15 protein-coding genes are annotated in these 17,612 nt (G+C 72.5%); 6 read left to right on the forward strand and 9 right to left on the reverse strand.

All coding sequences use genetic code 11. The annotated features are described in order from the left end of the window. The 6 genes from folE to dacB all read right to left on the reverse strand — a co-directional run bounded on the left by folE (nt 1) and on the right by dacB (nt 6,978). Nucleotides 1-609: a GTP cyclohydrolase I FolE gene (folE, locus tag SANBI_RS15765; RefSeq protein ID WP_179914114.1), complete on the reverse strand. Its 609-nt coding sequence runs from the start codon at nt 607-609 to the stop codon at nt 1-3. After that, on the reverse strand, nt 606-2,678 hold the full coding sequence (gene ftsH / locus SANBI_RS15770; protein ID WP_319156691.1) for an ATP-dependent zinc metalloprotease FtsH: 2,073 nt from the start codon (nt 2,676-2,678) through the stop codon (nt 606-608). Before ftsH ends, folE begins: the two co-directional genes overlap by 4 nt. 171 nt (nt 2,679-2,849) lie before the next feature. Further along, the gene (hpt, locus tag SANBI_RS15775; protein WP_012868174.1) at nt 2,850-3,404 is read right to left on the reverse strand and encodes a hypoxanthine phosphoribosyltransferase; all 555 of its coding nucleotides are present in this window, start codon (nt 3,402-3,404) and stop codon (nt 2,850-2,852) included. 17 nt (nt 3,405-3,421) lie between these two features. Continuing rightward, nucleotides 3,422-4,459, reverse strand: coding sequence for a tRNA lysidine(34) synthetase TilS (gene tilS, locus SANBI_RS15780; RefSeq protein WP_319156694.1), 1,038 nt, complete (start codon nt 4,457-4,459; stop codon nt 3,422-3,424). 15 nt (nt 4,460-4,474) lie between these two features. Beyond that, on the reverse strand, nt 4,475-5,581 hold the full coding sequence (locus tag SANBI_RS15785; RefSeq protein ID WP_319156696.1) for a zinc-dependent metalloprotease: 1,107 nt from the start codon (nt 5,579-5,581) through the stop codon (nt 4,475-4,477). Further along, on the reverse strand, nt 5,578-6,978 hold the full coding sequence (gene dacB / locus SANBI_RS15790; protein ID WP_319156698.1) for a D-alanyl-D-alanine carboxypeptidase/D-alanyl-D-alanine endopeptidase: 1,401 nt from the start codon (nt 6,976-6,978) through the stop codon (nt 5,578-5,580). Before dacB ends, SANBI_RS15785 begins: the two co-directional genes overlap by 4 nt. A gap of 273 nt (nt 6,979-7,251) precedes the next feature. Here dacB and SANBI_RS15795 point away from each other — a divergent pair, with 273 nt between their 5' ends. After that, on the forward strand, nt 7,252-7,749 hold the full coding sequence (locus tag SANBI_RS15795) for an inorganic diphosphatase (RefSeq protein WP_056128005.1): 498 nt from the start codon (nt 7,252-7,254) through the stop codon (nt 7,747-7,749). A 134-nt stretch (nt 7,750-7,883) separates the two neighbouring features. Here the strand turns inward: SANBI_RS15795 and SANBI_RS15800 are convergent, their stop codons facing one another. Next, complete coding sequence (locus SANBI_RS15800) at nt 7,884-9,350, reverse strand: C40 family peptidase (RefSeq protein ID WP_319156701.1); 1,467 nt, start codon at nt 9,348-9,350, stop codon at nt 7,884-7,886. A 479-nt stretch (nt 9,351-9,829) separates the two neighbouring features. Between SANBI_RS15800 and SANBI_RS15805 the strand changes: the two genes are divergently transcribed. Both SANBI_RS15805 and metX read left to right on the forward strand, forming a co-directional pair. Then, nucleotides 9,830-11,176, forward strand: coding sequence for a bifunctional o-acetylhomoserine/o-acetylserine sulfhydrylase (locus SANBI_RS15805; protein ID WP_319156703.1), 1,347 nt, complete (start codon nt 9,830-9,832; stop codon nt 11,174-11,176). Nucleotides 11,177-11,285: 109 nt separating this feature from the next. Then, entirely contained in the window at nt 11,286-12,554 is a 1,269-nt protein-coding gene (gene metX, locus SANBI_RS15810; protein ID WP_408669715.1) for a homoserine O-acetyltransferase MetX, read from the forward strand. 34 nt (nt 12,555-12,588) lie between these two features. Here metX and SANBI_RS15815 read toward each other — a convergent pair whose 3' ends face one another. Then, on the reverse strand, nt 12,589-13,488 hold the full coding sequence (locus SANBI_RS15815; RefSeq protein WP_319156707.1) for a hypothetical protein: 900 nt from the start codon (nt 13,486-13,488) through the stop codon (nt 12,589-12,591). Between the two features lie 127 nt (nt 13,489-13,615). Here SANBI_RS15815 and SANBI_RS15820 point away from each other — a divergent pair, with 127 nt between their 5' ends. Genes SANBI_RS15820 through SANBI_RS15830 form a run of 3 tightly spaced genes read left to right on the forward strand, consistent with a single transcriptional unit; the run spans nt 13,616 to nt 16,470 of the window. Further along, nucleotides 13,616-14,347 carry a maleylpyruvate isomerase N-terminal domain-containing protein gene (locus SANBI_RS15820; RefSeq protein WP_319156709.1) on the forward strand — a complete coding sequence of 244 codons (732 nt, stop codon included), beginning with the start codon at nt 13,616-13,618 and terminating at the stop codon, nt 14,345-14,347. 57 nt (nt 14,348-14,404) lie between these two features. Further along, a complete protein-coding gene (locus tag SANBI_RS15825) occupies nt 14,405-15,364 on the forward strand; it encodes a zinc-binding dehydrogenase (protein ID WP_319156711.1) in 960 nt (319 codons plus the stop codon). Beyond that, entirely contained in the window at nt 15,361-16,470 is a 1,110-nt protein-coding gene (locus tag SANBI_RS15830; protein WP_319156713.1) for an alpha/beta hydrolase, read from the forward strand. Before SANBI_RS15825 ends, SANBI_RS15830 begins: the two co-directional genes overlap by 4 nt. Here SANBI_RS15830 and SANBI_RS15835 read toward each other — a convergent pair. Beyond that, a complete protein-coding gene (locus SANBI_RS15835; RefSeq protein ID WP_319156715.1) occupies nt 16,449-17,555 on the reverse strand; it encodes a restriction system modified-DNA reader domain-containing protein in 1,107 nt (368 codons plus the stop codon). The genes SANBI_RS15830 and SANBI_RS15835 overlap by 22 nt on opposite strands. Between the last annotated feature and the right edge of the window lie 57 nt (nt 17,556-17,612).

Raw genomic sequence — 17,612 nt, forward strand, 5'->3', positions numbered from 1 at the left:
TCAGCGCCCGACGATGAGGCTCATGGCCTCAGCCCGGGTGGCGGCCTCGCGCATCTGGCCGCGGACGGCGGAGGTGACGGTCCGCGAGCCGGGCTTGCGCACGCCGCGCATCGACATGCAGAGGTGCTCGCACTCGATCACGACGATCACGCCGCGCGGCGCCAGGTGCTCCACGAGCGCGTCGGCGACCTGCGCGGTCAGACGTTCCTGGACCTGCGGGCGCTTGGCGAAGACGTCGACCAGGCGGGCCAGCTTGCTCAGCCCGGTGACCCGACCGTCGACCCCGGGGATGTAGCCCACGTGGGCGACCCCGTGGAAGGGGACCAGGTGGTGCTCGCAGGTGGAGTACACCTCGATGTCGCGCACGAGGATCATCTCTTCGTGGCCGATGTCGAAGACCGCGTTGAGCACGTCGGCCGGGTCCTGCCGGAGCCCTGCGAAGGTCTCGGCGTAGGCCCGGGCGACCCGGGCCGGGGTGTCCAGCAGGCCTTCACGGTCCGGGTCCTCGCCGACGGCGATCAAGAGCTCGCGGACCGCCGCGGCGGCGCGCGGGAGGTCGACCGGCGCGTGCTCGGCGTGCACGCCGCTCTCGTCCGTCACGTCGCTCATGCGCCCGTCTCGTCGCTCGGGCCGGGCTTGCCGAGGTCGACAGGTCCGACGGTCCCGCCCGGCGGGACCTCGCCCACGGCCTCGGCCGGGTGCTCGTCGCGGGCCGCAGCGGCCTCGTCCTCGGGGATCACCGGGGCGTCACCCTGGAGGGCCTTCTCGGCCTCGGTGAGGACAGGTCCGCGGTCGGAGACGGCCCGCTGCTCGCTCGAGAGCCACACCTCGCGCGGCTCGCGCTTGACGACGGGCTCGAAGATGGCGGCGAGCTCGGCCTGGTTGAGCGTCTCCTTCTCGAGGAGCTCGAGGACCAGGTGGTCGAGCACGTCGCGGTACTCCACGAGGACGGACCACGCCTCGTCGTGCGCAGCCTCGACGAGACGACGCACCTCGTGGTCGACGGTCCCGGCGACAGCCTCGGAGTAGTCGCGCTGGTGCCCCATGTCGCGGCCCATGAACGGCTCACCGGCGCTCTGCCCGAGCTTGATCGCACCGAGGCGCTCGCTCATGCCGAACTCGGTGACCATCTTGCGGGCCGTGGCACTCGCCTTCTCGATGTCGTTCGACGCCCCCGTGGTCGGGTCGTGGAAGACGAGCTCTTCGGCGACGCGGCCACCCATCGCGTAGGCGAGCTGGTCGAGCAGCTCGTTGCGGGTGGTCGAGTACTTGTCCTCCGACGGCATGACCATCGTGTAGCCGAGGGCCCGGCCACGGGGCAGGATCGTCACCTTCGTGACGGGGTCCGTGTAGCGCATCGCGGCGGCGACCAGGGCGTGACCACCCTCGTGGTACGCCGTGATCTTCTGCTCCTTGATGTTCATGATGCGGGTGCGCTTCTGCGGTCCCGCGATGACGCGGTCGATCGCCTCGTCGAGGGCGCGGTCGTCGATCAGCTGGGCTCCGCTGCGTGCTGTGAGCAGCGCGGCCTCGTTGAGGACGTTGGCGAGGTCGGCTCCCGAGAACCCCGGGGTCCGGCGGGCGACGGCGCGCAGGTCCACGCCCTCGACGATCGGCTTGCCCTTGGCGTGCACGGCGAGGATGTCGGCGCGACCCTGGAGGTCGGGTGCCTCGACGGCGATCTGCCTGTCGAATCGACCCGGCCGCAGCAGGGCGGGGTCGAGGATGTCGGGGCGGTTGGTCGCGGCGATGAGGATGACGTTCGCCTTGACGTCGAAGCCGTCCATCTCGACGAGGAGCTGGTTGAGCGTCTGCTCGCGCTCGTCGTGGCCGCCGCCCATGCCGGCACCACGATGCCGGCCGACGGCGTCGATCTCGTCGACGAAGATGATCGCCGGGGCGCTCTCCTTGGCCTGCGCGAACAGGTCGCGGACACGGGAGGCACCGACACCGACGAACATCTCGACGAAGTCCGAGCCGGAGATCGAGTAGAACGGGACGCCGGCCTCGCCGGCGACGGCGCGGGCCAGCAGGGTCTTGCCGGTCCCGGGAGGGCCGTAGAGCAGCACACCCTTGGGGATCTTGGCGCCGACGGCCTGGAACTTGGCGGGCTCGGAGAGGAACTCCTGGATCTCGCGGAGCTCTTCGACGGCCTCGTCGGCACCGGCCACGTCGGCGAAGGTCACCTGCGGGGTGTCCTTGGTCGCGAGCTTGGCCTTCGACTTGCCGAAGCCCATGACCCGCGAGCCGCCCCCCTGCATGCGCGAGAGGATGAAGTAGAAGATCACGCCGATGATGAGGAACGGGATGATGATCGAGAGCATCGACGAGAGGAACCCGGCACGGGCCACCTCGGAGTTGTAGCCCTTCTCGGGGTCGGCCTTGACGACAGCGTCGACGACCTGCTCGCCCTGGGGCTCGACGTAGTAGAACTCGACGCTCTTGCCCTTGTCGTCACCGTCGACCGTGAAGGGCTCGGTCAGCGTCAGCCTGACGCGCTGGTCTCCGTCGACGACGAGGGCCTGCTCGACGGTGTCCCCCGCGAGGAGCGTGAGCCCGTCCGAGGTGTCGATCTTGGAGACCTTCTCACCGAACAGCGTGCTGAGGGCGAAGCCGACGATCACCAGACCGAGGACGATCCACAGGAACGGTCCGCTCACAATGCGTTTCATGTTCATCGACGACGGGGCACGCCCCGCATCCTTCCGCTCGCACACTGGTACGTCGTCGAAAATACACGGCGACCCTGAAGATTGACCCCTCCGACCAGGCCTGTTCGCCCAGGGCAGGACGATCAGGCCGACCGGAGGGGTCAGGGGTGGTGCCTGCGCTGCTCGCCAGCGCTGGGCTCAGCTCTCGTAGACGTGCGGCGCGAGCGTGCCCACGAAGGGCAGCGTGCGGTACTTCTCGGCGTAGTCGAGGCCGTAGCCGACGACGAACTCGTTGGGGATGTCGAAGCCCACGTAGCGGACGTCGACCTCGACCTTGGCGGCGTCCGGCTTGCGCAGCATCGCGGCGACCTCGACCGACGCAGGCCCCCGGCTGCGCAGGTTGGAGATCAGCCAGGACAGCGTCAGGCCAGAGTCGATGATGTCTTCGACGATGAGGACGTGGCGGCCGGAGAGGTCGGCGTCGAGGTCCTTGAGGATACGCACGACACCCGAGGACTTGGTCCCGGAGCCGTAGGACGACACGGCCATCCAGTCCATCTCGACACCCTGGTGCTCGATCCGGCGCGAGAGGTCGGCCATCACCATGACGGCGCCCTTGAGGACCCCGACGAGCAGGAGGTCCTTGCCGGCGTAGTCGGCGTCGATGCGCAGCGCGAGCTCGTCGAGCTTCGCAGCGATCTCCTCCTCGCTCAGCAGGATGTGATGGATGTCGCCAGCCTGGGCAGATCCCACGGGGAGGGCTCCTTGAGTCAGTGGTGGGGGGGTTCGAGGACAAGCCTGCCACACACCCTGGTGGCCGTGACGCCCCCCGGCAGGTGGAGCGGGCCCTGCCCGCGCCAGCGCGTCAGGAGCCCGTCGACGCTCAGCACGTGCTCCCGACCGAGGGCTCCCGCCGGGCACCCTGCGGCGAGCGCCGCCAGCCGCAGCGCCCGGGTCCGCAGCGCCGGGAGCGCGGCCTCGATGACCTCGACGTCGAGGATCACGACGTCGCGGGGCGCGCGGCCCGGTCCGTCCTCGTCGACGAGCGCCGCGGACAGCAGCTCTCGGGCCAGGGTCGACAGCGCTGCGTCGTCGTCGTGCAGCTGGTCGGCCGTGCGGACGAGGGCGTCCACGACGCCCGGCCCGAGCACGTCGTCGAGCAGCGGCAGGACCGCGGCCCGCACCCTCGACCGCAGCGGGGCGTCAGGACCGTCCCCGGCGTTGGTCGGGTCGGTCCACCAGTCGACCCCGGCCGCCCTGCAGACCTCTTCGGTCTCGGTGCGCCGCAGGGCGAGCAGTGGTCTGCGCAGGCGCCCGACCTGGCCGCGCATGCCCGAGAGCGACCGCGCCCCGGACCCGCGGGCCAGCCCGAGCAGCACAGACTCCGCCTGGTCGTCCGCGGTGTGGCCGAGCAGGACGGCGACGGCTCCGCTCTGGTCGGCAGCATCCGACAGCGCCGCGTAGCGGGCGTCGCGGGCCGCGCCCTCGGGGCCGCCGGACCCCGGGCCCCGGGCCACCTGGACGGTGCGTACCTCGACGGGGTCGAGCCCGAGCGCGCGGCAGCGGGCGGCGGCGTCTGCGGCCACCTGGTCGCTGCCGTCCTGGAGCCGGTGGTCGACGACGACGGCCCCGGCACGCAGACCGAGCCGCGGCGCGACGAAGGCTGTCGTGGCGGCCAGCGCGAGCGAGTCGGCGCCGCCCGAGCACGCGACCAGCACCAGGGCACCCGGGTGCTCGGCGGCCAGCGGCGCGAGAGCCGCACGTACGTGCAGCCGCGCGAGGGCGACGGCCCGTGGGGGTCCGCTCACCCGAGGGTGCCTGGCTCAGCCGTGCACACGACGGACCCACGCGACGGGGTCGGCGATCTCGCGCGGGGAGGGCAGGGCGTCGGGTCCGCTCCAGACGGCGTTGACACCGTCGGTCCCGACGACGCGCGTGACGCCCCGGACGAAGGCCGCACCGTCGCGGTACTGCGCCATCTTCGCGTCCATCCCGAGGAGCCTGCGCAGCACCCGGTCCGGTGTGCTCGTGCCGCCGGCCGAGCGGCGGGCGCTGAACTTCCGGCGGATGCTGCGGACCGTGGGCACGACCGAGCTGCCGACGGCGTCCATGGCCACGTCGGCGTGCCCCTCGAGCAGAGCCATGACGGCGCCGACCTCGTCGAGGGCCTGGCGCTGCGTGGGGGTCAGCACGCCGTCGACGAGAGACAGCGTCTGCCCGTCGGGCCCCGTCGTGCCCCGTACGGCCGAGACGACCGCGCGTGCCGCGCCGAAGAGTCGGGCGGGTGCCTGCCGGAGGTCGCTCGTGCTGGTGCTGAGGTCCGCGAGGAGCGTCTGCGTCTTCGCGCGGAGGTGGTCGGCGATCCACGGCGCAGCCGCGGTCTGGAGGGCGTGCGTCTGCTCGTGCAGGCACACCCAGAGCCTGAAGTCCTCAGGGCGCACTCGCAGGTCACGCTCGGTCTGGAGCACGTTGGGCGCGACGAGCAGCAGGTTGCCGTCGGCAGGGCCGAAGGGGTCGAACTGACCGAGGATCTTGGTCGAGAGCAGCGCGAGGGTCGCGCCCACCTCGGCGCTCGCGACGAGCTCGGCGGCGAGCGGGACGGTCCGGGTCGGCAGGCGCAGCGCCCCGGCAGTCATCGACTGCATCGAGCGGGCGCTCGCCCGGGCCCATCCCGGCCTGTCGAGCACGAGGACCCCGGAGAGCCCCGTCGCGGAGAGGTCACGACCGTCGGCTGCGGTCATCCGGGTGATCTCCAGGACGGGGTCGACGGCCCGGGCCGCGGCCCCGCGCAGCGACGCGACGAGCGCCTCGAGCTCGTCCCGGCTCGCGACAGGTCCGGGGCTCGCGAGCCTGCCCGCGATCTGGGCGGCGTCCTCCCAGTCGACGAGCTCGCGGGCCTGTGCCGCAGGCTGCTGGTCCTGCTGGCTCATCGGCATCCGCAGTCCGTCAGCGCAGCCACGAAGCCGTCGATCGCGGCCCGCGCGTCCCACTGGCCGGGTCCGGGGGTCTGGTCGGCCATGACGACGAACAACAGCTCTCGGCCGTCGTCCGTGAGCAGGTTCCCCGCGAGGGAGGTGACCCCGGGGAGGCTGCCGGTCTTGGCCCGCACGAGCCCTGCGGCGTCGGTCGCGACGAAGCGGTCGCTCAGCGTCCCGTCGAGCGCGGCGACGGGCATGCCCGTCATGACGGTCCGCAGCTCGGGGTGCGACGGGCTCGACATCACGGCCAGGAGCTCTGACAGCGTGGTCGCCGAGGCTCTGGACCCGTCACCGAGCCCGCTCGCGTCGGCGAGCGTGAGGCCCTCGGTGTCGACCCCCAGCCTGTCGAGCTGCTGGGCCACGGCCTGGGTCGCGCCCCCGAAGGAGGCCGGGAGCCCGGCCTCGATCGCGACAAGCCGGCCGACCACCTCGGTGATGGTGTTGTCCGAGGTGTGCAGGAAGTACTCGACCACCTGGCCGAGGGGTGCGGAGTCGACCGATCCGAGGACGGTGTCGCCAGCCCCCGACGTCCCACGGGTCGGCTCACCCTCGACCGTGACGCCGTGCTGGCCGAGGGCCGCTGCGAAGGTGCGTGCGGCGGCCATGGCCGGGTCGTCGGTCCGCGGCGCGTACTCCCCCGCGCTGAGCCGCCCGGTGTCCACAGCGACGGCGGCGACCGGGGCCGCGAAGCCCAGGCCCGGGATGTCGTCGGCCCAGGGGCCCGTCGCCGATCCCGTGAAGAGCGAGTCGTCGAGCGTGAGCTGGACCGTCGTGCCCCCGGTGAGCCTGAGGGTCTCGGCGACCTGCGCCGCGAGGTCGTCGAGCCCGGCACGCCCGTTGACGGCTGCGGGGTCGCCCGCGCCGGCAGCGAGCATCATGTCGCCGCCGCCGACCAGCGTGAGCCGCCCCGAGGCGGCCTGCGTCACCGTGGTGGTCAGGACAGAGTCGGGGTCGAGGGTGCTCAGCGCTGCGGCGGCCGTGAAGAGCTTCTGGATCGACGCCGGGACCCGTGGCGTGCCCGGGGTCGAGGACGCGAGGACCTCGCCGGTCAGCGCGTCCGAGACGACGACCCCGACAGAGGGACCGAGGACAGGGTCTGCCACGACGGCGTCGACGGCTGCCTGCAGCTCTGCGGCCCCGGGCGTCGGCGCAGCGGGGTCGAGCGTGCTGACCACGCTCGTGGGCGCAGCACCGAGGGTGGCTCCCGGGGCTGTCGGGAACGGGGCCGGCGGGGCGGGCTCTGGGCCGATCGTGAGGATGCCGGGGACGAAGTCGTGGATGTCGGCCCAGGCGTACCCACCCGTGACGACGAGGGCTGCCGCGACAGTTCCCGTGACTACTCGGGCCATCAGCGCCATGCTCGTCGTGTCCTCTGGTCGGTCTCGCGGCTGCCGGCGTCCCGCACTCGCTCGCGTGGGCACCGTGGCGTGCTCTCGCGCACACCGTGCGGTCAGACTAGGTCACTCAGGGCACCTCGGGCGATCTCCCACCCCGATCCGACAGGTTGTCGTCTACCCTGGCGAGTGGACACACCGACCGTCGGCCTGTCGACAGGCCGCATCACGACCGCACTCCCCGGCGCACCGCCTGCCACGGGAACGGTGCTACTGGAGGAAAGAACAGTGGAGTTCGACGTCACGATCGAGATCCCCAAGGGTCAGCGCAACAAGTACGAGGTCGACCACAAGACCGGTCGCATCCGTCTGGACCGCATGCTCTTCACCTCTACGCGGTACCCGGACGACTACGGGTTCATCGAGGGCACGCTCGGCGAGGACGGCGACCCGCTCGACGCGCTCGTCCTGCTCGAGGAGCCGACCTTCCCCGGCTGCCTGATCCGCTGCCGCGCGCTCGGCATGTTCCGCATGCGCGACGAGGCCGGCGGCGACGACAAGGTCCTCTGCGTGCCGACGGGCGACCAGCGCGCAGCCTGGCGCCAGGACATCGACGACGTCTCGGACTTCCACCGTCTCGAGGTCCAGCACTTCTTCGAGGTCTACAAGGACCTCGAGCCGGGCAAGTCCGTCGAGGGCGCCCACTGGACCGGCAAGGCCGAGGCCGAGGCCGAGATCGAGCGCTCCTTCCAGCGGGCCAAGGACGCGGGCTACTACAACCACTGAGGCCGTCGCGGCCGGTGACCCCGGCTCGCGCAGCACCACAGCGCAGCAGGTACGACACGCAGCTGGTACGACGAAGGGCGGCTCCCGTGGGAGCCGCCCTTCGTCGTACCAGCTGTGGTGCTGGCCCGGATCGGTCAGGGGCGACCGGCGACGGGGACGAGCGTCTTGTTCCAGCGCATGTGCGTCACGCGGGAGGGGACGCCGGGCTCGGCAGCCTCGACGATCTGCCCGTTGCCGGCGTACATGGCCACGTGGAAGATCGTCGACGGGTCGTTCGGGTTCGAGGCCCAGAAGACCAGGTCGCCCGGACGCATGGCGTCGAGGCTCACCTTGGCGGACTGCGTGTACTGGTCGCGCGAGGTCCGGCGGATCGAGAGGCCGGCGTTGCCCCAGGCCTTCGACGTGAGGCCCGAGCAGTCGTAGGCGCTCGGGCCGTTGGCACCCCAGACGTAGGGCAGACCCGTCTGGGTCTTCGCCCAGTCGACGGCCGCCTGGCCCTGCGCAGCACTGCCGCGCCAGCTGCCACCTGTCGACGGCGGCGGCGTGACGGGGGGCTTGACCACGGGCGGGGTCACGACAGGAGGCGTCACGACGGGCGGGGTGACGACGGGCGGGGTCACGACGGGGGGCGTCGTGGGCGTCGGCGTCGTGGGGGCCGGCGTCGTCGGGGCCGGGGTGGTCGGTGCGGGGGTCGTGGGGGCTGGCGTGGTCGGAGCCGGGGTGGTCCCCGGCTGGTCGGTCGCCGGCGTGCTCGGCTGTGCGGGGACCGGCGCGGCGGCCGGGACGACCTCGCGCTCGACGCGGGCCCGGGCTGCCTCTTCGGCTGCGGCGGCGCGCTGGGCGGCGAGACCGTCCTGGCGCTGCTGCTCGACCTCGACGCTCGTGCTGCGGGCCGCGGCCAGAGCGTTGACGAGGGTCGTGCGCTGCGCGGCGGCGTCGCTCACCGCGGTGTCGGCCTCGGCCTGCTTCTGCTGGGCGGAGGCGAGCGCGGTGTCAGCCTCCTCCTTCTTCGTCTGCTGGTCGGCGACAGCCTGGTCCGCGATCCCCTTGAGGGTCTCGGCGACGACGGTGTCGGCCTGGAACTGCTGGACGGCCTTGTCGGCCTTGGACCCGACGAGGTCGACGGCGTTGGCCTCGCTCACGGCGTCCTGGACGCCGTCGACAGTGAGGAGCATACCCATCTGGTCGAGCCCACCACCGTTGCGGGAGCTCTCGCGGGCGATCCCCACGAGGAGCTTGCGCGACTCTTCGGCCCGCGCAGCGGCGGCCTCGCTCTTGGTCGTCGCCTCGCTCGCGACGAGGACCGCGGCGTCGTAGTCGACGACGGCCTGCGTGTAGGCCGACCCGGCGAGCGCGGCGTCTTCGAGCGCGGTCTGCTGGGTCTGCTCGAGCTGGGCGATCTGCACGTCCATCGCGGCGACGTCTGTCGCGGCCTGCGCGACCTGCCCACGAGCCTGGTCGACCTCGTCCTGCGAGGGGACGGGGTCGTCGGCGACCGCAGGGGTGCTGGCTCCGAGGCCGATGACGAAGCTCAGGGCAAGAGCTCCGACGAGGGGACCGCGACGTGCTGCTGCCCGCCTGTCGCGCAGGGGTGACGCCATCTCGGGTGGTCCTCTCGCATGAATCTCGTGACGGTCCTCGTGAGCGTACCCACGGATGCCCCGCCTGTGAACATCTGTCACAGCGTTCACGCAAGTATCACCCGCACCACACGTCACACGAGCCCCACCCGCAGCGTGAGACGCGGTGTCCACAGAATGAGACTCGGGACCCTCGCGGCTTCCCCTGGGCCTCTGCGGCACCCTACGCTCCCAGCATGACGATGCGAATGTGTTGCTGACCGAGCACCCCTGAGCTCACCGAGCCCGCGGACCCGCGCCCTACCCGGCGTCAACCCCGAGGCTCACTGCTCGACAGCGCGTCGTCGAACCAGCCTGGCACCTGCGGGACGGACCGCAGGCCGTCCGGCCGCTCCCGGCCCCGTCTGCCCTCCTGCTCTCGCAGGGACGCGACAGGCCGCCGCGGCCGGTCGCACAGGTGCGGCACGCGCTCCCCGCACCCGACCTTCCCAGGAGCCCTCATGACCTCGCCCAGCTGGTCCTTCGAGACCCGTCAGATCCACGCCGGCCAGACCCCCGACCCGACGACCGGGGCACGCGCGCTGCCGATCTTCCAGACCACCTCCTTCGTGTTCCCTGACGCCGGTGTCGCCGCCGACCGCTTCGCGCTCAAGGACCTCGGCCCGATCTACACGCGCATCGGCAACCCCACGCAGGAGGCCGTCGAGAACCGCATCGCCGACCTCGAGGGTGGTGTCGGAGCGCTGCTGCTCTCCTCCGGGCAGGCTGCGACGACCTTCGCGATCCTCAACGTCGCCGAGGCCGGTGACCACGTGGTGGCGAGCCCCTCGCTCTACGGCGGCACGTACAACCTGCTCCAGAACACGCTGTCGAAGCTCGGCATCACCACGACCTTCGTCACCGACCCGCACGACCCGCAGGCCTGGCGCGACGCCGTCCGCCCGAGCACCAAGGCGTTCTTCGGCGAGACCATCCCGAACCCGCAGGCCGACATCCTCGACATCGAGGCCGTAGCCGCCGTCGCGCACGAGGTCGGCGTCCCGCTCATCGTCGACAACACCGTGGCGACCCCCTACCTGCTGCGCCCGATCGAGTTCGGCGCGGACATCGTCGTGCACTCGGCCACCAAGTACCTCGGCGGGCACGGCTCGGCCATCGGCGGCGTGATCGTCGACTCCGGCAACTTCGACTTCTCGAAGGACCCCGAGCGCTTCCCAGGCTTCAACACCCCGGACCCCAGCTACGACGGGCTCGTCTACGCCCGCGACCTCGGCGTGGACGGGATCCTCGGCGCGAACCTCGCCTACGTGCTCAAGGCCCGGGTCCAGCTGCTCCGCGACCTCGGCTCGGCCATCTCGCCCTTCAACGCCTTCCTCATCGCGCAGGGCATCGAGACGCTGTCGCTGCGCGTCGAGCGGCACGTCTCGAACGCGGCGACGGTCGCCGCCTGGCTGGAGGCCCGCGACGACGTGGCCCGCGTCCACTACGCCGGTCTCGAGTCGAGCCCCTGGCACGCCAACGCCCTCAAGTACACGCCGCGCGGTGCTGGCGCGATCGTCGCCTTCGAGATCGAGGGTGGCTCCCCCGCCGGGCAGGCCTTCGTGTCGGCGCTCGAGCTGCACTCGAACGTCGCGAACATCGGCGACGTCCGCTCACTCGTCATCCACCCGGCGTCCACGACCCACAGCCAGCTGACACCCGAGGAGCAGGCGGCCTCGGGCGTCACGCCGGGACTCGTCAGGCTGAGCGTGGGCATCGAGCACGTCGACGACATCCTCGCCGACCTCGAGGGTGGCTTCATCGCCGCCAAGGGTGCCGTCGAGACCCCCGCCGCGCAGGACGCGTGAGCCGACCGTGAGCGAGGTCCCGGCGCCCCGCCCAGGCTGCGACGACCCGTCACGGGCCGCCGTGGACACCCGGGCGCCGGGCGCCGGGACCTCCGTACAGTGGACGACGATGACCGACGAGCAGCAGCGTCCGGGCGACCGGACCGACGACGTCGACCGGGGTGCCCCCCAGCCGCAGGGCTGGAGCCGCTCCGGGGGGCCCTCGCGCGCGCAGTCGCGACGCCTCGACCCGACCACCTTCCCGGCGAGCGGCGCCTGGCGACCCGGCGACCCCGTCGGCGACAGGCAGCACGTCGAGATCGGGGCCCTCGAGCTCGAGGGTGGCGGGCAGCTCCCCGGCGTCCAGGTCGCCTACGAGTCGTGGGGCACGCTCAACGACCGCCGGGACAACGCCGTGCTCGTGCTGCACGCCCTCACCGGCGACAGCCACGTCACCGGCGAGGCGGGCCCGGGCCACCCGACCGCCGGCTGGTGGTCCGAGATGGTGGGGCCAGGCGCACCCATCGACACCGACAGGTACTACGTGGTGGCCCCGAACGTGGTCGGCGGCTGCCAGGGGTCGACGGGGCCGTCGAGCCTCGCGCCCGACGGCGCGCCGTGGGGCTCTGCCTTCCCGATCATCACCGTGCGCGACCAGGTCGCCGCCGAGATCGAGCTCTCCAGGTCGCTGGGCATCACCTCGTGGGCCCTCGTGGTCGGCGCCTCGATGGGCGGGCTGCGGGCTCTCGAGTGGACGCTGCTCGGCCCCGAGGCCGGCATCGAGGTCGAGTCCGCCGCGATCATCGCCTCGGCCGCGCAGACCCCCGGGGACCAGATCGCCTGGGCGCACCCGCAGCTCACCGCCATCCACGCCGACCCGAGGTTCCGCGGCGGCGACTACTACGACGCGGCCGACGGCGACGGTCCGCACGTCGGCCTCGGCATCGCCCGGTCGATCGCCCACACCACCTACCGCAGCGCCCTCGAGTTCGACGAGCGCTTCGGGCGGATCCCGCAGGGCGGGGACGACCCCATGCACGGCGGCAGGTTCGCCGTGCAGTCCTACCTGGACCATCACGCGTCCAAGCTCGCCCGCCGCTTCGACGCCAACAGCTACGTGGTGCTCACCGAGTCGATGCTCACCCACGACCTCGGCCGGGACCGTGGCGGCGTGACGACGGCGCTCCAGTCCATCCGCTCACGCGTGCTGGTGGTGGGTGTGGACACCGACAGGCTGTTCCTCCCGGCCGAGTCAGAGCGGATCGCGCGGGAGGTCCCGCGCGCCGAGCCCGTGCGGCTGCTGCGGTCGGCCTACGGGCACGACGGGTTCCTCATCGAGTTCGACCAGCTCGGGCCGATCGTCGGCGAGTTCCTCGCCGGGGTGCACAAGCGCCGCTGACCGTCGCGGCACGGACGGTCCTGTCCGAGCACGGCTAGGCCCGGTGCGACCGAACGGTCTTCTCGACGACGAGCACCACGACGCCCACGACCACGAGTGCCCCGGAGACGACGAGCCCCGTCCGCAGGGCGTGCTGCGCGGACTCGGTGAAGACGTCGGTGATCGACCCCACGAGGGCCGGCGAGACCGACGGGCTGGTGACCGCGAGGGTCGCCCGCTCGGAGAGCAGCCCGAGGGCTGCCATGAGCAGCCCTGTCCCCACGGCAGACAGGACGCCGACCCAGATGAGCACGAGCCCGCGCGAGTACGCGAGGGCGAGAGCCAGCACGAGGACCGCGAGCGCGACCCACGGCGCCCAGGTCGCGACGAGCGTGAGGGCCTCGTAGCCGGTCCGGGCGTCGTCGAGGGCGCTGCTCTGGAACAACGGGACGCTCGTGTCGAAGGTCGGGATCGCGTCGGCGCTCACGAGCCCGGACTCGACGATCCGCGCGGTGACGGCGTCGGCCACGGCTCCGAGCTCGAGGACCACCTGACCGGAGTCGTCGAGGGTGACGCGGGAGGTCTCACCCTGGAGCAGGGCGAGGACCGTGCTGTGAGCCGTGCGGTTCGCCTGCGACCAGACCGAGGCGAAGGTGTCGCTGGCCACGGCCTGCTGCACGGCTCCCTCGACGATGCCGCGCACCCCGGTGTCGACTGTCGCGACCCCTGTCGCGGGCACCTGCCCGACCACCTGGGTGGTCAGCTGGTCGGCGAGGGCTGCCTGGACCGCAGGGTCGGCGACGACCTCGTCGGCGACGGCGACGTACCCGTCGGTGTCCGCCACGGTGTCGTCCGCCCAGCGCGCTGCGAGCGTGAGCGGCAGGAGGACGGCGACGACGAGGACGAGCACCCCTGCGGCCGCAGAGCGGGCGGGGTTCCGGCGGGTTCGAGACATGTGCGCAACCTTAGGGCTCCGGTGCGCGTCTGAGGAACAGGAGACGGGGAGGAACGGTGGGGGTCGGCGGGTGCGGCCCGCCTCGGCGCCCCTGTCCTCGGGGGCGGTCGTCGGGCAGGATGACCCCATGACCGCCGACCTCGCCGACATCTCCGCAGCGCTCACCACCCAGTGGGACCGGCTGCGCACCTGGGTCGCCCCGCTGGGCGACGACCTGCTGGGCACCCGTGACAGGCCGAGCTCCCTCGAGGGCTGGACGAACGGTGAGCTCGTGGCACACCTCGGCCGGGCGATGGAGGCCTTGGCTGTGTGCACGCCGGCCCCCGCGGGCACGGTGCCGCTGACCCTCGCCGAGTACCTCGGGACCTACCCCGAGCGCGCCGCGGACATCGACCAGGTCACCCGTGCGCTCGCCGCGGAGATCGCGCACGCACCGCTCGTCGAGGTCGAGGCGCGCGCCCAGAAGGCCTTCGCCGCCCTGGACGCTCTCGGCCCCGACGGGCACAGGGTCGTCCAGGCCCGCCGCGGTCCCATCCGGCTGCGAGACATGGCGATGTCGCGCCTCGTCGAGCTCGTGGTCCACGCCGAAGACCTCGTCGCTTCGCTCTCGGGGGTCGTCGGCTCTGCGGGCGCTGCGAACCCGATCGACCGGACGGCGCAGCGGATCGTCGCCGAAGAGCTCCTCGACATCGTCGTGCGGCGCGGGGCCGGTTCGCTCGAGGTGACCGACCCGGGCCTGTGGATCAGGCTGGCCACAGGCCGGACCCCCTACGACGTCGACGACCTCGCCCGCGCGCTCGCCTCGCAGGACACCGCGGGCGGCGTGCCCGACCTCGGGCGGATGCTGCCGATCCTCTGACCAGGGCGTCGACCTTGGTCCCCGTCGCGCCGAGCCCGTGCGCTGTACGTTGGGTCCATGCTTGCCGCATCCGTGACGCGCTTCTCGCCCGACTCGCCCGCAGACGGCCTCGAGGTCGGTGACAGACCTGAGCCGGCGAGCCGCGACGCGTGGACGACCGTCGACGTGCGTGCTGCGAGCCTCAACCACCACGACCTCTGGTCGTTGCGCGGCGTCGGTCTGCGGGCAGAGCAGCTCCCGATGATCCTCGGCACCGACGCCGCGGGCTACGCCCCTGACGGCTCCGCTGTCGTCGTGCACGCGGTGATCGGTGCGGACGGTCACGGCGTCGGTCCGGACGAGCCGCGCACCCTGCTCTCGGAGAGGTACGACGGCACCCTGGCCGAGCAGGTGAGCGTGCCGACCCACAACCTGGTGCCCATGCCCTCGGACCTCTCCTTCGAGGAGGCCGCGTGCATCCCGACGGCGTGGCTCACCGCGTACAGGATGCTGTTCAGGTCGGCCCGGCTCACCCCGGGTCAGAGCGTCCTGGTGCAGGGGGCCGGCGGTGGTCTCGCGACGGCGGCGGTCGCGCTCGGTGCTGCGGCCGGTCTCGAGGTGATCGTCACCAGCCGGTCCGGCACGAAGCGTGCAGCTGCCACAGCCCTCGGGGCCGCGCACGTGCTCGAGAGCGGTGCTCGGCTCCCGCACCGGGTCGACGCGGTGATCGAGTCGGTCGGCGCGGCGACCTGGTCGCACTCGGTCCGCTCCGTCCGGCCCGGCGGGACCGTCGTGGTCGCCGGAGCCACCTCCGGGGACCCCACAGCCGCTGAGCTCACGCGGATCTTCTTCAACGAGATCTCGGTGCTCGGCGCCACCATGGGCACCCGCGACGAGCTGTCTGACCTGCTGGCCTTCATGGTGCGCACCGACCTGCGCCCCCGCATCGACCGGACCTACCCGCTCAGCGGGGCACGCGACGCCGTGACCCGGCTCGCCGGCGGGGAGCACGTCGGCAAGATCGTCCTGACGCCATGACGGACCGGGTCCCGCTGCCGAGGTTCTTGTCGCGTGCCGAGACCCCCGAGGGTGTCGTGCCGGCCCTCGACGCGCACATCTCCGACGTCGTCGCGCACGAGCTCGCCCGTCGGACGCAGGCCGCGTCGCCGCGCACGCGCGGCGCGGGCTGGGAGCAGGACGTCCTCGGCGACCCCTTCGAGGTGCGGACCCTCGAGCTCACCCCTGACGACGAGGGGCCTGTCGTCGCCTCCCTGGCGCGGTACCGTCCGCCGGACGCCGTGCGCTCGGCCCGCGCTGTGCTCTACGTGCACGGGTGGTCCGACTACTTCTTCCAGACAGAGACCGCAGAGTTCTGGCACCGGCAGGGTGTCGCCTTCTACGCGCTCGACCTGCGCAAGTACGGCCGGAGCCTGCGCCCCGGGCAGACCCCCGGCTACGTGACGACGCTGCGCACCTACGACGAAGACCTCGCCGCGGCCCTGGCCGAGATCCGGGCCGACCTCGGCCCGCACACCTCCGTCATGCTGCACGGCCACTCGACAGGTGGGCTCACAGCCGTGCTGTGGGCAGACCGCCACCCTGGCCAGACCTCGGGCCTGGTCCTCAACAGCCCGTGGCTCGAGCTGCAGGGCTCCTCCGTGGTCCGCACGGTCTCGACGCCCGCGATCACGCAGCTCGCCAGGTTCCAGGCGAAGGCACCGCTGCCCAACATCGACACCGGGAACTATGCCCGCACCATCCGCAGGTCCGACGGTGGAGAGTGGGAGTTCGACGAGCGCTGGCGGCCCACCCCGACCTTCCCCGTCCGGGCCGGGTGGCTGCGGGCGATCATCGCCGGGCACGCCGAGGTGGCCCGTGGGCTGCGCATCACGCAGCCTGTCCTGATGATGGCCTCGTCGAAGACCGTGATCTCGCCGCGGTGGTCGGAGGACATGCGCTCGGCCGACTCCGTGCTCGACGTGGAGGCCATCGTCCGGCGGGCCGTCCAGCTCGGGCCGACGGTCACCGTGGCACGGATCGCCGGGGCGGTCCACGACCTCGCCCTGTCGGCCCTGCCTGTGCGCAGCGTGTACTACGCGCAGATCCAGCGGTGGGCGAGCGCCTACGGCTGGTCGGACTCCTGAGCCTCTGAGACGAGCTCGTCGAGGCTCGGTCCTGCCTCGCCCGCGCGCCAGACCCGCCAGCCGTTCGAGGACGCCGAGCCGGACAGCGCCTGCACGGCCGCGTCAGGGTCACCGAAGCTCACGCCGTCCGGGGCGTGCAGCAGACCGTCGAGGCCCAGGACCACCTCGAGACGCTCGCCGCGGCGGTGCCGGACCCACACGAGGTCGAGAGGCGCCTGGAGGGTGCGCGCGACGAGGGCGAGCCTGGCGTCCACGGGGGGCGCGGCGCTCGTCTCGACAGGCTCGTCGTCCTGCGGGGGCGAGTCGTAGACAGGGTAGGAGCGTTCGCGCCGGAGGGCCGGACCCGGCCATGCTGGCTGCGGGCTGCTGCGTCCGAAGGCCTGGAGAGGCTGCGCCTCGGCGGGGTTCTGCCCAGGCGCGGGCGTCGTCTCGGCTGGCGCCTGCGGGCTGACGTCGGGATCGGCGTCGGGAGTGCTCAGGTCGAGCGAGACCGTCTGACGGGCCCCGAGCTCTCCGGGCCGCAAGGACGACACGTCGAGCAGGCGGCGACCGTTCGCCCCCTCGACGATCCCGACCGTGAGGACCTGCACCCGCGCGGCGTCGACCGAGAGGAACGAGACCGCCTCGACGGCGTCGTCGTCGATCTCCGAGCAGACCAGGACCAGGCGGGCCGTGCGGCCTGATCCCGTCGCGCGCGGTGCGCCGTCCCGGTCGAAGAACGCGGCGAGATCACGGTGGAACCTGTCAGGCCCCTGAGCGTAGGACGCCGCCAGGGCCCGCCGGGTGGTCCCCGACGCCCGGCCGGCGCCGCGGAGCGCGACGACCAGATGCTGGGCGGCGAGCAGCGGCACGGCCTGGACGACCACCGGGTCTCCTGCGGCGTCGATCGCGATCACCGTCGCGGCACCGTCACCGAGCGCGACCGGAGCCGCCTTGCGCTCGAGTGTCATGAAGAGCCGCTCGCCGAGCAGCGTCGGGAGGTGCTCGAGGACGACCGAGAGGACCTGCCCGAACGAGGCGTCGTCAGGGCGCATCGTCGTCACGGGCTCGGCGCGCGCGCCACCCTCGAGGTCGAACAGGGGCATCCCCACAGGGTAGCGATCCCGACCTCACGGCAACAGGGTCGCGGGACCCTCGTGGGT

This window comes from Sanguibacter biliveldensis, assembly GCF_033798665.1.
Lineage (GTDB): Bacteria > Actinomycetota > Actinomycetes > Actinomycetales > Cellulomonadaceae > Sanguibacter > Sanguibacter inulinus.